Genomic DNA, 16,360 nt, shown 5'->3' on the forward strand with positions numbered 1-16,360 from the left:
CCCCAGAGGAGAGAACCCTCACCCGCGCCTTCGGCGCGACCTCTCCCGCAAGCGGGAGAGGTGAAAAGCTCAGCCCGCCAGCGCACCGCGCACGGCGGCGATGACCCGCTCCTGGTCCGCTTCAGTCAAATAAGCGTGCATCGGCAGGCTGATGACGTCCTGCGACAGGCTCTCGCAGCCGGGCAGGCCGCCTTCTGCAACCGGATAGTGCCTGTAGGCGGTCTGCTGATGCATCGACTTGCCGTAATAGATCGCGGTCGGCACGCCCTGGGCCTTCAGCGCGGCGGCAAAACCGTCGCGGTCGGTGCCTTCAGGCAGGCGGACGGTGTACTGCGCCCAGACCGATGTGCTGCCCGGCGCCAGGCGCGGCACGGTGACGACATTGGACAGGCCACGCGCGTAACGTTCCGCGACCCTGTTGCGGGCGGCGATCTCGTCGTCGAAAATCTTCAGCTTCTCGATCAGGATCGCGGCTTGCATGGTGTCGAGCCGGCCGGTCAGGCCGAGGCGGACGTTGTCGTATTTGTCGACGCCCTGCCCGTGCACGCGGATGCTGCGCAGCGTCGCGGCAAGCTCGTCGTCATCGGTGAAGATCGCGCCGCCGTCGCCGAAACAGCCGAGCGGTTTGGCCGGAAAGAAGCTGGTCGCGGTGGCGAGCGCGAGCGTGCCGAGCTTGCGGCCTTTGTAGCTCGCGCCGAACGCTTGCGCGGCGTCGTCAAGCACGAACAGCCCTTCGGCCCTGGCGATTTCGGCGATGGAATCGTGATCGGCAGGCTGGCCGAACAGATCGACCGGAATGACCGCGACGGGCTTCAGCCCCGCCTTGCGGGCGGTCACGATGCCGCGCTTCAGCGATTCCGGGCTCATGTTGAAGGTCGCCTCGTCCACGTCGACATAAACCGGCGTCGCGCCGGTCCGCGCCACCGGCGACGCTGTCGCGATGAAGGTGAAGGACGGACACAGCACGGCATCGCCGGGCCCGACATTCTTCGCCATCATCACCATCAGGATCGCGTCGGTCCCGCTGGCGCAGCCGATCACGTGCTTGGCGCCGCAATAAGCCGCAAGCTGCTTCTCGAGCTCGAAGACCTCAGGGCCGTTGACGAACTGGCAATGGTCGAGAACCCGCTTCACGGCGGCATCGAGCGAGGCGCCGAGCCGGCGGCGCTGCGCGCCGACATCGATGAAGGGAATGGGATCGGAACGCAGATGCTGGTTCATGGCGCTTTGCTGGTTTCTCGCGAAGTTGAGAGGTCGACATGGATAAAGAATTAGCCGGCGACGCGGCGCGGGGCCTTGCGGGCAGGCGCCGTGGCCGCGGGCCGCGATGGCGTCTCCAGGCACCGCGTCGCGATCTCGAGGCTGGCGACGCCTTCGTCGCCGGTCACCGCCGGCGTCTCGCCGTTAGCCACTGCCTTCAAGAACGCGATCAACTCGGCGCGGAGCGGCTCGTCATGGCCGACCGGCAGATGCCGCATCGAATAGCTGCCGTCAGGCTTGAAGCCGAAGCATTCGGTGACCTGGCGCGTCAACAGATCGCCCATCACGTATTTGCCGCGCGTCGCAACCGTGACGCTGCGCGCCTTGAACGGCGTCAGCCAGTTGGTGTTGATGTGCGCGAGCACGCCGCTCTCGGTGCGGAATTGCAACAGCGCAATGTCCTCGCGCTCAGCGACCGCGCTCGACAGCTGCGGCTGCACCTCAACGATGTCGGACTCGGTGAACCAGCGAATCAAATCGATATCGTGCACGGCAAGGTCGATGACGACGCCGACATTGGACATGCGCGGCGGGAACGGGCCGACGCGGGTAATCGCGATCGACAGGATGTCCTCACCCGCGATCGCCTGCTTGACCGCGGCAACCGCCGGATTGAAGCGCTCGACATGACCGATCATCAGCGTGACGCCGGCCTTTTGCGCGGCGGCGACGATCTCACGGCCCTCTTCGACCGTCGATGCGATCGGCTTCTCGACAAGCACGTGGATGTTCTTGGCGATGCAGGCGAGCGCGATCTCGTGATGCAGATGGGTCGGCGCCGCGATGGTGACGGCATCGGCGCCTTCGGCGAGGAGCTGGTCGAGCGTCTCGAAGCCCGGGCAGCTCGCAAGCTCGGTGGTGCGCGTCCGGTGCACTGGTGAAGGATCGACGATGCCGACCAGGCTGACGCCGGGGAGGCCGCTAAGCACGCGCGCGTGGTTGCTGCCCATCACGCCTGCGCCAATGACGCCGACACGCAGGCCGGCCTTTGCCGGTGCAGACCCTTTGGAACTCATCTGATAGAACCCCGATTCAACCCAAACCCCCGGCGCCGCTTCTAGCACGGGCGCCACATTTGTGGCGAACGCCGCGCTAGCCAGCCGGACACGATTTGATTCAAACAATTACACGTTCCCCGGGTCTTGAGCCGGAGCAGATGCCGCTCTTTCGACCTGGCCGCGTGATTCGGAGCTTGCTGGTTACGACCTTTGATAGTCGTCTTCAATCCGGATGATGTCGTCTTCCCCGAGATAGCTTCCAGTCTGGACCTCGATCAGTTCCAGCATGATTTTACCGGGGTTCTCCATCCGGTGAACGGCGCCCATCGGAATGTAGATCGACTCGTTCTCGTGCACCGCTTTCACGGTATCGTTGACCGTCACCTGTGCCGTGCCCCGCACCACGATCCAGTGCTCGGCACGATGGTGATGCTTCTGCAGCGACAGGCGGCCGCCCGGCTTCACCACGATGCGCTTGACCTGGTGGCGCGCGCCGTTGTCGACCGACTGGTAGCTGCCCCAGGGCCGGTGCACCTTGAGATGCTCCTCGGTGACCTTCGGCGCGACCGCCTTCAGCTTGGCCACCAGACGCTTCAAGCCGTTGGCGTCCTTCTGGCGCGAGACCAGCACCGCGTCCGCAGTCGCGACCACCACGAGATCGTCGACGCCTTCGAGCGCGACCAGCGCGGAATCCGTCGTGACGTTGCAGTTGCGGGAATCTTCGAACACCGCGGTGCCGTGCGCGGCGTTGCCTTGCGCGTCCTTCTCCGACAATTCCCACACCGCGAGCCAGGAGCCGACATCGGACCAGCCGCAGGACACCGGCACGACTGCTGCACGCGAGGTCTTTTCCATCACCGCATAGTCGATAGAGATCGCCTTCGCCGCGCCGAAGGCCTCGGGCTCCAGCGTCACGAAGCCGAGATCGCGGCCGGCATTGGTGACGGCGCTCGTAACCGCCTCGATGCTCGCCGCATCGACCATGCGATATTCGTCGAGCAGCACGCCGGCCGGGAACATGAAGTTGCCGCTGTTCCAGAGATAGCCGGAATTGACGTAGTCCGATGCCTTCACCGCATCCGGCTTCTCGACGAAGCGCGCGACCGCATGCACCTCGCCCGATATCACCTCGCCCGGGTTGATATAGCCGTATTCGGTCGCCGGCCGCTCCGGCTTGACGCCGAACGTGACGATGCGCCCGGCATTCGCTGCCGCAAGGCCTTCGCGGCAGGCGGCGACGAAGGCGGCATTGTCCCGCACCACGTGGTCGGCGGCGAGAGCGAGCACGATTGCCTCGTTAGCGCGTTTCTGCGCGAACACCGCACCCGCAGCGATCGCAGGCCCGGAATCGCGCCGCATCGGCTCGAGGATCACGTCGGCCTCGATCCCGATCTCGGTGAGCTGCTCCAGCACCATGAAGCGATAGGCCGCATTGGTCATGACGATCGGCCGGTCGAACAGCGAAGGATCCGAGACCCGCAGCAGCGTGTCCTGGAAGGTCGAGCGGGCGCCGAACAGCGGCAGGAATTGCTTGGGCCGCACCTCGCGCGAAGCCGGCCACAGCCGCGTGCCGGCACCGCCGCACATGATCAGGGGGATTATGCGTTTGTCCATCGTCATCTCAAACCTTGAAATAGTCCCGATACCAGGTGACAAAGTTACGGACCCCATGCTCGATCGGCGTTGACGGCGCAAAGCCGCTGTCGCGCATCAGATCCTCGACATCCGCGAACGTTTCCAGCACATCTCCCGGCTGCATCGGCAGCAATTCTTTGATCGCCGTCCGGCCCAGCTCCCGCTCCAGAAGACCGACGACGTGCATCAGTTCCTCCGGATGGTGATTGCCGACATTGTAGAGCTTTGACGGCGCATTTGCGGCAGCCGGATCGTCCGCAGGCACGAGATCGATCAGCCTGGATACTACACGCGTCACATCATCAATATAGGTGAAGTCGCGGCGCATCCTGCCATGGTTAAAAAGCCGGATCGGCCTGCCCGCCATAATGGCATCTACAAAGAGAAACATGGCCATGTCGGGCCGTCCCCACGGCCCGTAGATGGTAAAGAAGCGCAGGCCGGTGACCGGCAGCCGGTAGAGATGGCTGTAGGACTGCGCCATCACTTCGTTGGCCTTCTTGGTCGCGGCGTAGAAGCTCACGGGGTGGTCAGTGCGGTCCTGCACGGCGAATGGCATTTTTGTGTTGGCGCCATAAACGGAGGATGACGATGCGTAGACGAGGTGACGACAGCCATTGTTGCGGCAGCCTTCGAGCACGTTGAGAAAGCCCTGCAGATTGGAATCGGCGTAGGCATGCGGCTGCTCGATCGAGTAGCGCACGCCGGCCTGGGCCGCGAGATGCACCACCTTGGCAAATTGATGTCGCGCAAACAGCGCCGCGATCGTGTCACGATCGGCGAGGTCGGCCTCGACGAAGGAGAAACCGGGCTCCTTCTTGAGCAGTGCAAGGCGCGCTCGCTTCAGCGCCGGATCGTAATAGCTGTTGAGGTTGTCGAGCCCGACGACGGACCGGCCTTCGGCCAAGAGCTGGCGGGCAACGTGAAAGCCGATGAAGCCGGCAGCGCCCGTGACCAAAATCGCCTGATCCGTCATTCTGTTCCCCAGGGATCCCTTGCCCACAGAGCCTGTTTAGCCGCCACTTCGTGGAGGTCGCAATAGGCCTGCCGCTCCTCATGCAGGCCTTCAAACGCCGCTGCACAGCGTCTTACATCGGCTATTGCAAGATCGGCGCCAAAACCATACCAAAGCGGCCGAATTCGGCGCCTCGCGTCGGGTTGCCTCCAATCTTCGCAAACCTGTTCATGCGGGCGAGATGCGCCGAATCCTGTTTTCTGCGGCCAAGATCCTGATTTCCGCGGCGCTGCTCTATCTGGCGCTGCGCAAGGTGGACCTGTCCGAACTGTTCTCGCGCTTCACGGTGTCCAGCCTGTTCTGGATCGGCGTGGCGATCGCGGTCGCGTTCCTGCAAATCTTCGTCGGCGTGCTGCGCTGGCGCGAGATCAGCGCCGCGTGCGGCGCGCCGCTCGAGCTCGGCCGTGCCATGCGTTACAACGTGATCGGTGCCTTCTTCAACCAGACCCTGCCGTCGGCGATCGGCGGCGATGCGGTCCGGCTGTGGCTGGTTGCGCGCGCCGGCGCCGGCTGGCGCGCGGCGACCTACTCGATCTTCGTCGATCGCGCGATCGGCTTGATCGCGCTCGCGGTGCTCATCGTCGCGAGCCTGCCCTGGAGTTATACCCTCATCACCGATCCGCACGGGCGCTCGGCGCTGCTGCTCATCGATTTCGCGGCACTGGCGGGCGGCCTCGGCTTCCTGATCTTCGGCGCGTTGAAATGGCGCTGGCTGAAGACCTGGTGGGCGACGCATCACATCCACGCCTGTGCCGTGATCGCCAATCGCGTGATCTTCAGCCGCAGCCGCGGACCGATCATCGCGGTCCTGTCGGTCCTCGTTCACGTGCTCGCCGTCGTCGTCGCCTGGTGCGTCGTGCAGGCGATCGCCGCGCCAATCAGCTTCGGCCAGATATTCCTGCTGGTCCCGCCGGTGATGCTGATCACCATGATGCCGATCTCGATCGCGGGCTGGGGCGTGCGTGAAGCCACCATGAGCCTCGCGTTCGGCTTCGCCGGACTCGCCGCAAACGAAGGTGTCAACGTCTCGCTGCTGTTTGGCGCCGTGTTCTTCATCGTCGGCGCGATCGGCGGGTTGGTCTGGATCCTCAGCGCGGAGAAGGCCGCGCAAGGGTCGGTCCCGATCGGAGTGCCCGAGTGAGCTCGGCCGCAGACGCCCTCGCCGCCGTGCCGTCGCTGCTTGCCGTCGCAATCGCCGCGCTGGTGTCGGCGCTCATCACCTGGAGCAGCCGTCCCCTGCTCCAGCGCTACGCGCTGGCACGGCCGAACGCGCGCTCCTCGCATCGCATTCCGACCCCGCAGGGTGCGGGCATCGCCGTGATCGCGGCGACGCTCATCGTCGCCTCGCTCTTTGCGAGTGTCGCGAACGTCGCGATCCCGCCCGCACTGCTCGGTGCGACGGTCTTGATCGCGCTGGTCGGATTTGCCGACGACATCGTATCGCTGCCGGTGCTGGTGCGGCTGGTGCTGCAGGCCGCGGCCGTCGGCGCCGTGGTGTTCACCGCGCCCGAGACTGCGCGCATCGTTCCGGCGCTGCCGCTTGCGCTGGAGCGCGGCCTCATCCTGCTCGCAGGGGTCTGGTTCGTGAACCTCGTCAACTTCATGGACGGGCTCGATCTGATGACGGCCGCGGAAGTGGTGCCGGTCACCGCGGCGCTGCTGCTGCTGGGATGGCTGGGCGAGCTGCCATGGCCGGCCGCGCTGGTCGCGGCGACGCTGTGCGGCGGCATGCTCGGCTTTGCGCCGTTCAACCGTCCGGTGGCAAGAGTCTTCCTGGGCGATGTCGGCAGCCTGCCGATCGGCCTTTTGCTTGGCTGGTGCCTGCTCGAGCTCGCCTTTCGCGGGCAGACGGCCGCGGCACTGCTGCTGCCGGCCTATTATCTCGCCGATTCCACCATCACGCTGTTTCGACGGATCGCGCGGCGCGAGCCGTTCTGGTCGGCGCACCGTACGCATTTCTACCAGCGCGCCACTGACAACGGTTTCACGGTCCCGCGGGTGATCGGCGAGGTCTTCCTGCTCAACCTCGTGCTCGCCGGGCTCGCCATCCTCACCATCCGTGCCGCCGCGCCGGCGGTCACCACGAGCGCACTTGTGGCCGGCGCGCTCGCGGTCGGATGCGTGCTGCACCGCTTCTCGCGGTCTCAGGGCTCCTGATCCGACACCGCCAGACGCAAGCCCTCCTCGAGGGTGAGCTGCGGCTGCCAGCCGGTTGCGATCGCCTTCGAGATGTCGAGCTCGAGCGAGCCGATCAGGCCGTCATGCATATCCTGACGCCCGGTCACGCGCAGGGCCGCGCTGAGCAGGTTTGGCGGTATGCCGAACAGCCGCGGGCGCTTGCCGGAGGCTCTCGCGAGGCACGCGATGAATTCGGGCGTCGAGACCCTTTCCCTGTCGGCCAGCAGGAAGATCTCGAAATTGCTCGTGGGGTCGGGATGGCCGAGCCGGTGCAGGATGAACGACGACAGGTTTTGCACGCATAGAAAGTTGCGGCGATTGCGGATCGCCGCAAAGGGCAGCGGCAGCCCCAGCCTGACCGCGCGCGCCAGCAGCGGGAAATTGCCCTTGGCGTGTGCGCCGTAGATCAGCGGCGGCCTGATCACCGAGATTTTCATGTCGCTGTCCCGCGCCAGCGTCCTCAAGCCCGCCTCGGCCTCGGCCTTGGACGCGCCGTAGAGGCCACGCGGCGTCGGGACATCGCGCTCGCTGAACGGGGCACGGCCCTCGTTGCTGCGGCCGTGCACCAGAACAGTGCTGATGAAGATGAAATGGCGTACGCCGGCCGTCGCTGCGCAGCGCGCCAAGCGCAGTGTGCCCTCGACATTGACCTTGCGGTAGAGCTCGACCGCGCGCTCGTCGTTCTTGTAATGCACGCGCGCGGCGAGATGGATGACGGCGTCGACGCCTTCAAGCGCGGCCCGCCAGTCGGTTTCGGGGCCGATCGATGCGATCACGACCTCGTCGCCGGCCCCTTCCGGGCTGCGCACCGCGCACCGGACCGACCAGCCCTCACGCGTCAATGCGCGCACGACATGACGGCCGATGAAGCCACTCGCTCCCGTCACCAGCGCGACCGGCTTTATCTCGCTCATCATTGCTCCGACAGAACAGCGTTGCGCAACAATCCGTCGACCGGCACGATCAGGCCGCGGTCGACCCGAATTCGGGAACCGCATCCTTCAGGATGGTCCTGATGGTGGCGCGATCGTCGCGCGCGATCGCCTGCTCCAGCGCCGCAATCCATTTGCGCAGCGTCTGCATCGGCGGCTCGTTCGGCTGCGCCGCCATGATGCCGGCAACGCCGATTTCGCGGGTCGGCTCCTCGGAGGCGAATAGGATCTCGTACAGCCGCTCGCCCGGCCGCATGCCCGTGAACACGATGTCGATGTCGTAGCCGGGCTCAAGGCCCGAGAGGCGGATCATACGCTCAGCGAGATCGACGATCTTCACCGGCTGTCCCATGTTGAGGACGTAGACCGAGACATCGGGCCGCGTCTGTCCGAGTGCGTGCGTTGCCGCCGTGATGACGAGATCGCAGGCTTCCCGGATGGTCATGAAGTAGCGGACCATGTCGGGATGGGTGACGGTGACGGGGCCGCCGGCCTCGATCTGGGCTTTGAACTTCGGCACCACCGAGCCGTTCGAAGCCAGCACATTGCCGAACCGCACCGAGATCAGCCGCATCGGCGGCCTGGCGCCGCCGCTCGCTACTGCGAGATCATGGTCGAGCGCCTGGCAATACATCTCGGCGAAGCGCTTGGTCAGGCCGAGCATCGATACCGGCTCGATCGCCTTGTCCGTCGAGATCATCACCATGGCTTCGGCGCCTGCGGCAAGCGCCGCATCGGCGACGTTGATCGAGCCGAAGATGTTGGTCTTGACTCCCTCGCTCCAATCGCGCTCGAGGATCGGCACGTGCTTGAGGGCCGCGGCGTGAAACACGATGTCGGGCTTGAACTCCGCCATCAGGCGTATGATGCGCTCGCGGTCGCGGATGTCGGCAATCCGCCCTTCGATCGCAGCGCCGGAGCCGTGCGCGGCGAGCGTCTCCGTGACGGCGTAGAGTGCCGGCTCGGAATTCTCCAGAATCAGCACGCGTGCAGCACCGAAGGTGACCACGCGCTCGCATATCTCGGACCCGATCGAGCCGCCGCCGCCGGTGACGATCACCGCCTTGCCCTTGATCAGCGCTTCCAGGCGCGCATAGTCGATCTTCTCGCTCGGCCGCAACAAGAGGTCCTCGACCGCGACCGCCGTGAGCCGTGGCGCCTCGCCGCTCTCCAGCGAGGGCATGCGGCTCACGATCACGCCTAACTTGCGTGCCCGCATCAGGACCGATTCGGGATGGGCTTCCGGCTCGAACGCCGACGACGTCATCACGATGCGGGCGATCGGCTTGTCGCGCTTGGAAAAGTCCCCGATGACGTCCTCGAAATCGTCGATGCCGCCCAGCACCGGCACGTTGCGGATGAGCTGGCCCAGATCGGCGCGCGAGGGCGACAATATGCCGACCGGCCAGATCCGCTTGATCGCCCCGCTCTCGATGCCGCGCAACAGCACCTCGGCATCCGCAGTCCGGCCGATCAGCAGCGTCGGCGCGGCGTCCTCGGTGCGCGCATGACGCCGCACCCGCGTATAGCGGAAGTAGCGGTAGGTCATGCGCAGCGCGCTGAGGAAGCCGATCTCGAGAAACCAGTAGAGGACGATGGTCACCTTGCCGACGAAGAAGCTGCCGCGGACGTTGGGCGCGACGAAGATGTAGTCCAGCACCAGCAGCGCGAGCGTCAGCACGGTTGCAGCGCGGATGATGTTCAGCGCATCCGGCAGCGAGATGAAGCGCCACTTCGTCGTGGTCAGGTTGAAGAGGAAGAACACGACCACGGCCAAGCCGAGGAAGTAGGGTAGGATCTGGAACAGGAGCGGCAGGCGCGCGAAGAAGCCGTCACCGCCCTCGAATCGCAGATAGAAGGCGGCAAAAAGTGCCGCAGTGGTCGCAAGCACGTCGTGCAGCGCGATCAGGAAATTGCGCGAGGTGAGATGCGAAAGACGCGTCATCCGCCGGCCGATGAAACCCAGTTAGGTGCAACCTGACGGCGCTGATAGCCCATCTCGGCAAGACATGCCAGTCAGAGCGTAGCAACCGCGCGCCGGCCGTTCAGGAACCGCAGTCCCCCGCCTTCACCTCCACCTGTCGTGCCCGGATCACCATGCCGCCGGCAACGCCGACGCCGATGACGTACATCCAGCCCTCGTGGAAGTCGAACAGATGGGAGTTGAACAACGAAGTGAAGACGTTCTGCACCACCACCAGCAGCCCGATCCAGTCGGCAAGCCCCTCGCCACGAAACAACAGCAGATGCAGGATCCAGATCGCATAGAGAGCGGCGATGCCGATAGCGCCCCATTGCACGGCGACGTTCAGCGTCTGGTTATGGGGATTGCCGATCACTTCGGCGGATGCCTGGTACTGACCGCGGGGCGTTGCGACCCGCTCGAACAATCCCCGCGTCGAGCCTGTGCCGTGGCCGAAGATCGGCGCCTCCGCGAAGAAGCCGAGCGATTTCCGCCAGAACTCGAGCCGCATGCCCATCGAGGTCGGCTCGCCCCTTTCCACATAGCCGGTGTAATCCCTGGCGAACCTCTCGGCGGTCTGCCGCAAATGCGGCGAAGCCTGCCAAGCCAGAACGGCGCCGGCGAGCAGAACGGCGGCAACGATCGCTATGCTGCGGCCTTTGAGGTGAAGCAGCGCGAACACGCCGAACAGAATCGGAATGGTGACGAGCGCCGTGCGCGACACCACCACGAAGGCCATGTTGACGAAGAAGCTGAGTGCCAGCACAGTGAGCAGCCCGGCCAGCCAGTAACGCTTCTCACGCAGCAGCGTCACGACCGGATAGGCGAGCGCGACCGCGCAGAGCGCGAATTCCTGGCTCTGGTCGATATAGTTCTTGACGAAGATGCCGCGTTCGGGCGGGTCGGTCTTGAGCGCAAGGTTGGGATAGAAGGCGACCAGCCACGACATCACCGACAACAGCGCGCAGGACACCAGGAACGCGACGATCACCCAATGCCCGCGCCGCGAGCGCTCGAAATGGTAGAGCAGGACGGGCAGCACGAGCAGCTTGACGGTTGGGTTGACCGCATATAGGCGCGCGCCCCAGGACGCGTCCGACCACAGCGTCCCCGCCAGCGCGAGAACGACCAGCGCAATCGGCGCAACGCAGATCGGACGCTTCAGCGACTGCAGGAATGCGCGGACGTCGAGAAACGGCACCATGCACAGCAGCATGAGGGCATTGAATATCCCCGCGAGCGACGTCGACCAGGGCAGCGAAGCCGCGGTCAGCACCGCAAAAATGTCCACCGTCTCGCGCCAGGCCGCCGGGCTGCGCAGGCGCCGCAAGAGCATATGGCCCGTCGTCTCGCGGGCGAGCGCCGTCACTTGCTCCCTCCCCGCGCGCGATGCACCAGCGCGGTGGTGCTGAAGCCCTGGAGGATGTCGACCAGCACGACCGTCCCGCCCGTGGCCTCGACGACCTCGTGGCCGACCACCTGCTCGCGGGTATAGTCGCCGCCCTTCACCAGCACAGCCGGCTTGATCTTGGTGATCAGCTCGATCGGCGTGTCCTCCTCGAAGATGACGACGAGATCGACGGCCTCGAGCGCGGCCAGCACCTCGGCACGCGCGCGCTCGTCCTGGACCGGACGATCGGCGCCCTTCAGCCGCCGCACCGACGCGTCGCTGTTGAGACCCACGATCAGGCGGTCACAGGCGGCGCGCGCCGCGGTCAGCACCTTGACGTGGCCGGGGTGGAGGATGTCGAAACAGCCATTGGTGAAGCCGACGCGCTGGCCCTGCCTCGTCCATTCGGCGAGTTGCGCGTCCAGCGCGTCCGGCTCGAGCACGATCTTCACCTCGGCGGCGAGATAGGCGTGGGGCAGGATCTTTCGCCGCAGCTCGGCCGCGCTCACGGTGGCGGTGCCCTGCTTGCCGACGGCGACGGCGGCGGCGGCATTGGCCATGCGCAGCGCCGTGTCCCAGTCCGCGCCCGCTGCGAGCGAGACCGCAAGCGCGGCGGCAACCGTGTCGCCGGCGCCGGAGACGTCGCGCACCTTCACCGGGAACGCCGGAACATGGACCGCCTCGCCGCTGCGCGGCACCAGCGTCATGCCGTGCTCGCCCAACGTGACCAGGATCGCCTCGCAATCGGCGAGCCGCATCACGTCCTCGCCGGCATCAACGATGCTCTGCGTGCTGTCGGCGCGGCTCCGCGTCGCCTCCGAAAACTCCTTGCGGTTGGGCGTGAGCAGCGTGGCGCCACGATAGATCGCCCAGTTCAGGCTCTTGGGGTCGACGATGACGGGCTTGCCGAGCTTTCGCGCGGCGTCGATGGTGTGGCGGATCACGCGTGCGGTCAGCACGCCCTTGGCGTAGTCGGACAGCAGCACGATGTCGGCGCGCGCGATCTGCGGCAGGATCGCCTCGATCAGCTTCGTCTCGGTCGCATCGGAGGCAGGCCCCGCCTGCTCCCAATCCGCACGCAACATATGCGTGGAAAAATGCTCGGAAACGAAGCGGACTTTTCGCGTGGTCGGGCGCGAGACGTCGCTCACCAGAACGCTGTCGATGCCGGCGTACTCCGCCAGCGCCGAGGCAAGCCGCCTGCCCGCATCGTCCTCGCCGATGAGCCCGACGAAGATGCAGCGCGCGCCGAGGGAGGCGACGTTGCGCGCGACGTTGCCGGCGCCGCCGATATGGATCTCGCTGCGCTGTGCCGAGATCACCGGCGCGGGCGCTTCCGGCGAGATTCGCGACACCTCGCCATAGACAAACTCGTCCAGCATGATGTCGCCGATGCACAGCACCGTGCGGCCGCTGATGGCCTGTGCGAGGGCATCGAAATCGAGGATGGGTGTCGGCATGATCTTTGGGCCTCAGGTCCTTGGGGCCTCAGCGGAAGCGGTCGGGCCGGTCGAGGTAATCCCCGACATAGGCCTTGACCGCGTTCTCAAGCGTCGTGAAGCCACCGTTATAGCCGGCGCGGTGGAGACGATCGACCTTGCTCTGGGTGAAGTATTGATAGCTGCCCCGGATCGCCTCGGGCATGTCGATGTATTCGATGTTGGGGCTTTTGCCGAGGGCTGCATAGGCTGCCAGCATCAGGTCCTTGAAACTGCGCGCCTTGCCGGTCCCGACGTTGAAGAGGCCGGAGACCGACGGCGTCGCCAGCAGCCACATGAGGACGCGCACGACGTCGTCGACATAGATGAAATCGCGGCGCTGGTCGCCGTCAGCAATACCTTCGCGATGCGACTTGAACAATTGCACGACGCGGCCCGCTTTCACGTCATCGAAGCGGCGCGCCAGCACGCTGATCATCGAGCCCTTGTGGTATTCGTTGGGGCCGAACACGTTGAAGAATTTCAGGCCCGCCCATTGCGGCGGGAGCCGGTCGCCCCTCGCTACGCGCTCGGCAACAGCGAGGTCGAACAGGTGCTTGCTCCAGCCGTACAGATTCATCGGCCGCAGCTTTTTCAGCGCCGGCAGCGAGAAATCGTCGTCGAAGCCATCCGCGCCATCGCCATAGGTCGCGGCCGATGAGGCATAGATGAACGGCACCGCATTCGCCGTGCACCAGTCCAACAGGCGCATCGAGAGGCGGAAATTGGTCTCGATCACGAGATCGCCGTCGGTCGCGGTGGTCTCGGAAATCGCACCAAGATGGATCATTGCGTCGAGCTTGCGGCCCTTCAGCCAGCCCTCCAGTTCGGCCGGCGGGACGATATCCACAAGCTGCCGCTTGGCGAGGTTGCGCCATTTGCCGTCAGAGCCGAGGAGATCGCAGACCACGACGTCGCTGCGGCCGGCCTGATTCAGCGCGGCGACGACGTTCGATCCGATAAAACCGGCCCCGCCGGTCACCAGCAACATTCCACCTACCTGCCCGATTTTCTGAAGGCCCGGTCCTGCCGTAGCGCATGATCTGCCAAAGTGTAAGCGGTTTTGGCATCGTTCCTCAGCCGGCTTTACCTGCTGGCTGGGAGCGGCTAACCGAGCGCCCATTATCAGCTCGCCCGATCGTATTAACAATGAATCAAAATTCGAAACTTGGTGAACATGCAGACCGGGACGACACGCGCCCGATCCTGATCATTCCCTACATGTGGATCGGCGATTTCGTCCGGAATCACACCGTCGTGCGGGTGCTAAATCAGCGATGGCCAAACCGGCCGGTCGATCTCCTGACCACCTCGCTGTGCGCCCCGCTGGTCGATTACATGCCCGGCGTGCGCGCTGGCGTCGTTTGGGACCTGCCGCGCGGCCGGCTCGCAATTGGCCGCCAGCTCAGCCTGGCAAAACGCCTGCGCGAGCGGAACTACGGCACCGCCCTGGTGCTGCCCCGGACCTGGAAGGCGGCCATCGCGCCCGCGCTAGCGGGCATTCCCGAACGGGTCGGCTTCGTCGGCGAGTTCCGGTTCGGCCTGCTCAACCGCTGGCGCTGGGGCGAGAAGAAGCTGCCCCGCTTCATCGACAAGAACGCCGCCCTTGCCCAGCCCGACGGCGCGCCGCTGCCTGCGGAATGGCCGGTGCCGCAATTGCGGGTCCCGGCCGAGGAGATCGCCCGCTGGCGGCAGGCCAATGGCCTCAGCGCCGGCGCAGCCGTAGCGCTGGCGCCCGGCTCCGTCGGGGCGTCCAAACGCTGGACCTACTATCCCGAGGCTGCCCGGTTGCTGGTCGAGCGCGGCCTGGAGGTCTGGGTGGTCGGCGGCCCCGCCGAGAAAGGCCTCGCCCGGGAGATCGTCGCAGCCGGCGGCGCGGGGGTGCGAGACCTCACCGGCAACGACCTGCGCAATGGCGTGCTGGCCATGGCCGCGGCCGGCGTCGCGATTTCCAACGATTCCGGCCTGATGCACATCGCAGCCGCCCTGGGCACGCCCACCATGGGCATCTTCGGGCCAACCGACCCCTATCTCTGGGCCCCACTCAACGGCCTTGCCGCCACCGTGGTCCAGAACAAGAGCGTGCTGTCCTGCCAGCCGTGCCAGAGCACGATCTGCAAGATGAACGACCACCGCTGCATGCGCGACATCGCGGCGAGCGAGGTGGTCGCGATTGCGCAGCGGGTGTTGAGTGAAGCGGAAGCGCGGACGACGACGTGAGGCGATCCGGCCATTGCCGATGATGACATCCTGCCAGTGTTTTGCCCGACAAGTCAAACACGATTCGAAAAATCCGCAAAAGATCGTGCCAGCGGTCAACCCATTGATTTTGCTAGCACCGGCTACGGTGCATGGGGTTGTTTTCGCGCTTTTTGTTTGGCGTCGTGAAAAAAACCGGTTCAGAGCAGCGGCCGATAGATCTCGCCGATCCGCGCCGCCTCCGCATCCAGGCTGAACTTTGCGAGCACCCGCGCCCGCCCGCGCGCGCCCATCGCGGTCGCGGCGTCCACATCTCGCATCAACGGCTCCAGCGCGGCGACCAGCGCATCGACATCGCCCGGCGGCACCAGCACGCCGGTCACGCCATCCTCGACCACGAGTTCGGCCGCGCCGGCGCGTGCGGCGACGAGGGCGCTGCCGGTCGCCATCGCTTCGATCAACGTCAGGCCGAAACCTTCGTTGCGCGAGGTGAAGGCGTAGATCGTCAATCGCTGATACCAGCGCTGCACCGCTTCGATCGGCAATTCGCCGGTCATGACGATGCGCGATTGCAGGCCGGCCGTCTCGATGCGCTGCTTCAGGTCGTTGGCAAAGCGCGTCTGCTCGGGCGTGACCTGGCCGACGATCACAGCGGAGAAATCCGAATGTCGCGGCAGCAGCCGGCACATCGCATCGACGAATACGTCGGTGCCCTTCTGGGCGCGCACGCGGCCGAAGCAGCCGATTGCGTAGCGGCCGGGCAGCGCGGCTTCGGCGAAGGCCGCGGCGCGATCTGTCGGCGGTGCGTAGACGTCGGTGTCGACACCATGCGGGATCACGGTTGCCTTCACTTTCAGGAAGGATGCCGAGATGTCGCTCGTTGCGATGATCGCATCCATGCGCCGGATCAGCCAGCGCGTGATCCAGCTGTGATGCCGCTGCGCCGCCGAAGTGAACACGAGCTTCAGGGGCCAGCCGAGCGCGCGCAACGCGACGCCGGCGATCATCTCGTTGTTGCGCCGCGCATGCCAGATCAGCGGCGCCTTGCGCCGCCATAGCTTCAGAAAATCCGCAGCGCTCAGGCGGCCGATCCCCGCCGGCGCATCGGAGCCGAACCAGGCCGCGCGAAACAGCCTTGCGAGCCGCGGCGCCACCATCCGATTGGTCGCGGTGACCCCGGAATAGCGCCTGTGCAGATTTGGCACGATCACTTCGAGATCGCCGGGGAAATTCGCCACGTCATGCTCCGTTTCGAAAGATCCCTATACGCAACATTAAGCATAGTGACCAGTTCAGCCGCGCCGATACCCCC

The 16,360-nt window shown here is 65.5% G+C and carries 13 protein-coding genes; 3 read left to right on the top strand and 10 right to left on the bottom strand.

The window, feature by feature from the left end; translation table 11 throughout:
* Positions 1-69: 69 nt before the first annotated feature.
* The 4 genes from IVA96_RS33730 to IVA96_RS33745 all read right to left on the bottom strand — a co-directional run bounded on the left by IVA96_RS33730 (position 70) and on the right by IVA96_RS33745 (position 4,869).
* Positions 70-1,221 (bottom strand): DegT/DnrJ/EryC1/StrS family aminotransferase, encoded by a 1,152-nt coding sequence (locus IVA96_RS33730; RefSeq protein WP_247421999.1) that lies wholly within the window; start codon positions 1,219-1,221, stop codon positions 70-72.
* A gap of 50 nt (positions 1,222-1,271) precedes the next feature.
* Positions 1,272-2,276, bottom strand: coding sequence for a Gfo/Idh/MocA family oxidoreductase (locus tag IVA96_RS33735; protein WP_247422000.1), 1,005 nt, complete (start codon positions 2,274-2,276; stop codon positions 1,272-1,274).
* Positions 2,277-2,459: 183 nt separating this feature from the next.
* Positions 2,460-3,872 carry a mannose-1-phosphate guanylyltransferase/mannose-6-phosphate isomerase gene (locus tag IVA96_RS33740; RefSeq protein ID WP_247422001.1) on the bottom strand — a complete coding sequence of 471 codons (1,413 nt, stop codon included), beginning with the start codon at positions 3,870-3,872 and terminating at the stop codon, positions 2,460-2,462.
* Between the two features lie 7 nt (positions 3,873-3,879).
* Positions 3,880-4,869: an NAD-dependent epimerase gene (locus tag IVA96_RS33745; protein ID WP_247422002.1), complete on the bottom strand. Its 990-nt coding sequence runs from the start codon at positions 4,867-4,869 to the stop codon at positions 3,880-3,882.
* Between the two features lie 220 nt (positions 4,870-5,089).
* Here IVA96_RS33745 and IVA96_RS33750 point away from each other — a divergent pair, with 220 nt between their 5' ends.
* Positions 5,090-6,049 carry a lysylphosphatidylglycerol synthase transmembrane domain-containing protein gene (locus tag IVA96_RS33750; protein ID WP_247301761.1) on the top strand — a complete coding sequence of 320 codons (960 nt, stop codon included), beginning with the start codon at positions 5,090-5,092 and terminating at the stop codon, positions 6,047-6,049.
* Positions 6,046-7,065 (top strand): glycosyltransferase family 4 protein, encoded by a 1,020-nt coding sequence (locus tag IVA96_RS33755; protein WP_247422003.1) that lies wholly within the window; start codon positions 6,046-6,048, stop codon positions 7,063-7,065. The genes IVA96_RS33750 and IVA96_RS33755 overlap by 4 nt, the downstream gene beginning before the upstream one ends.
* Here the strand turns inward: IVA96_RS33755 and IVA96_RS33760 are convergent.
* The 5 genes from IVA96_RS33760 to rfaD form a co-directional block, all read right to left on the bottom strand.
* Positions 7,053-8,000, bottom strand: a complete 948-nt coding sequence (locus IVA96_RS33760; RefSeq protein WP_247422388.1) for an NAD-dependent epimerase/dehydratase family protein — start codon at positions 7,998-8,000, stop codon at positions 7,053-7,055. The two genes, IVA96_RS33755 and IVA96_RS33760, sit on opposite strands and share 13 nt — an antisense overlap.
* A gap of 49 nt (positions 8,001-8,049) precedes the next feature.
* Positions 8,050-9,963: an SDR family NAD(P)-dependent oxidoreductase gene (locus IVA96_RS33765; protein ID WP_247422004.1), complete on the bottom strand. Its 1,914-nt coding sequence runs from the start codon at positions 9,961-9,963 to the stop codon at positions 8,050-8,052.
* A gap of 100 nt (positions 9,964-10,063) precedes the next feature.
* Positions 10,064-11,350, bottom strand: a complete 1,287-nt coding sequence (locus IVA96_RS33770; protein ID WP_247422005.1) for an O-antigen ligase family protein — start codon at positions 11,348-11,350, stop codon at positions 10,064-10,066.
* The gene (gene rfaE1, locus IVA96_RS33775; RefSeq protein WP_247422006.1) at positions 11,347-12,831 is read right to left on the bottom strand and encodes a D-glycero-beta-D-manno-heptose-7-phosphate kinase; all 1,485 of its coding nucleotides are present in this window, start codon (positions 12,829-12,831) and stop codon (positions 11,347-11,349) included. Before rfaE1 ends, IVA96_RS33770 begins: the two co-directional genes overlap by 4 nt.
* Before the next feature lie 28 nt (positions 12,832-12,859).
* Positions 12,860-13,840, bottom strand: a complete 981-nt coding sequence (rfaD, locus tag IVA96_RS33780; RefSeq protein WP_247422008.1) for an ADP-glyceromanno-heptose 6-epimerase — start codon at positions 13,838-13,840, stop codon at positions 12,860-12,862.
* A 158-nt stretch (positions 13,841-13,998) separates the two neighbouring features.
* Here rfaD and waaF point away from each other — a divergent pair, with 158 nt between their 5' ends.
* Positions 13,999-15,069, top strand: a complete 1,071-nt coding sequence (waaF, locus tag IVA96_RS33785) for a lipopolysaccharide heptosyltransferase II (RefSeq protein ID WP_247422010.1) — start codon at positions 13,999-14,001, stop codon at positions 15,067-15,069.
* 179 nt (positions 15,070-15,248) lie between these two features.
* On the opposite strand, the gene IVA96_RS33790 is transcribed toward waaF, so the two are convergent.
* The gene (locus IVA96_RS33790; protein ID WP_247422012.1) at positions 15,249-16,286 is read right to left on the bottom strand and encodes a glycosyltransferase family 4 protein; all 1,038 of its coding nucleotides are present in this window, start codon (positions 16,284-16,286) and stop codon (positions 15,249-15,251) included.
* Positions 16,287-16,360: the final 74 nt, after the last annotated feature.

The sequence above is a fragment of the Bradyrhizobium sp. 159 genome (genome assembly GCF_023073795.1).
GTDB lineage: Bacteria > Pseudomonadota > Alphaproteobacteria > Rhizobiales > Xanthobacteraceae > Bradyrhizobium.